Origin of the sequence: Vogesella mureinivorans (genome assembly GCF_007644035.1) — a bacterium.
In the GTDB taxonomy this organism is placed as follows: domain Bacteria; phylum Pseudomonadota; class Gammaproteobacteria; order Burkholderiales; family Chromobacteriaceae; genus Vogesella; species Vogesella mureinivorans.
This window is the reverse complement of sequence record NZ_VMTV02000910.1, coordinates 1-318: the sequence shown is the minus strand read 5'-3', so window position 1 is coordinate 318 and position 318 is coordinate 1. Positions and strand designations below refer to the sequence as shown.

The window sequence follows — 318 nt, the reverse complement described above, 5'->3', positions numbered from 1 at the left end:
AATCCACCCATTGTTAAGTAATCATCACCTCCACAAAGAGCGACTCGCTGTATACCGTTGCCATGCTAGCTTTATCTGTTCGGGCAATACGATGCCCATTGTACTTGTTGACTGGTCTGATATTCGTGAGCAAAAACGACTTATGGTATTGCGAGCTTCAGTCGCACTACACGGTCGTTCTGTTACTCTTTATGAGAAAGCGTTCCCGCTTTCAGAGCAATGTTCAAAGAAAGCTCATGACCAATTTCTAGCCGACCTTGCGAGCATTCTACCGAGTAACACCACACCGCTCATTGTCAGTGATGCTGGCTTTAAAGT

At 45.6% G+C, this 318-nt stretch carries 1 pseudogene; it reads left to right on the top strand.

From position 1 onward, the window contains the following. Nucleotides 1-318: pseudogene (locus FLQ44_RS21105) on the top strand (IS4 family transposase); the annotation flags it as partial.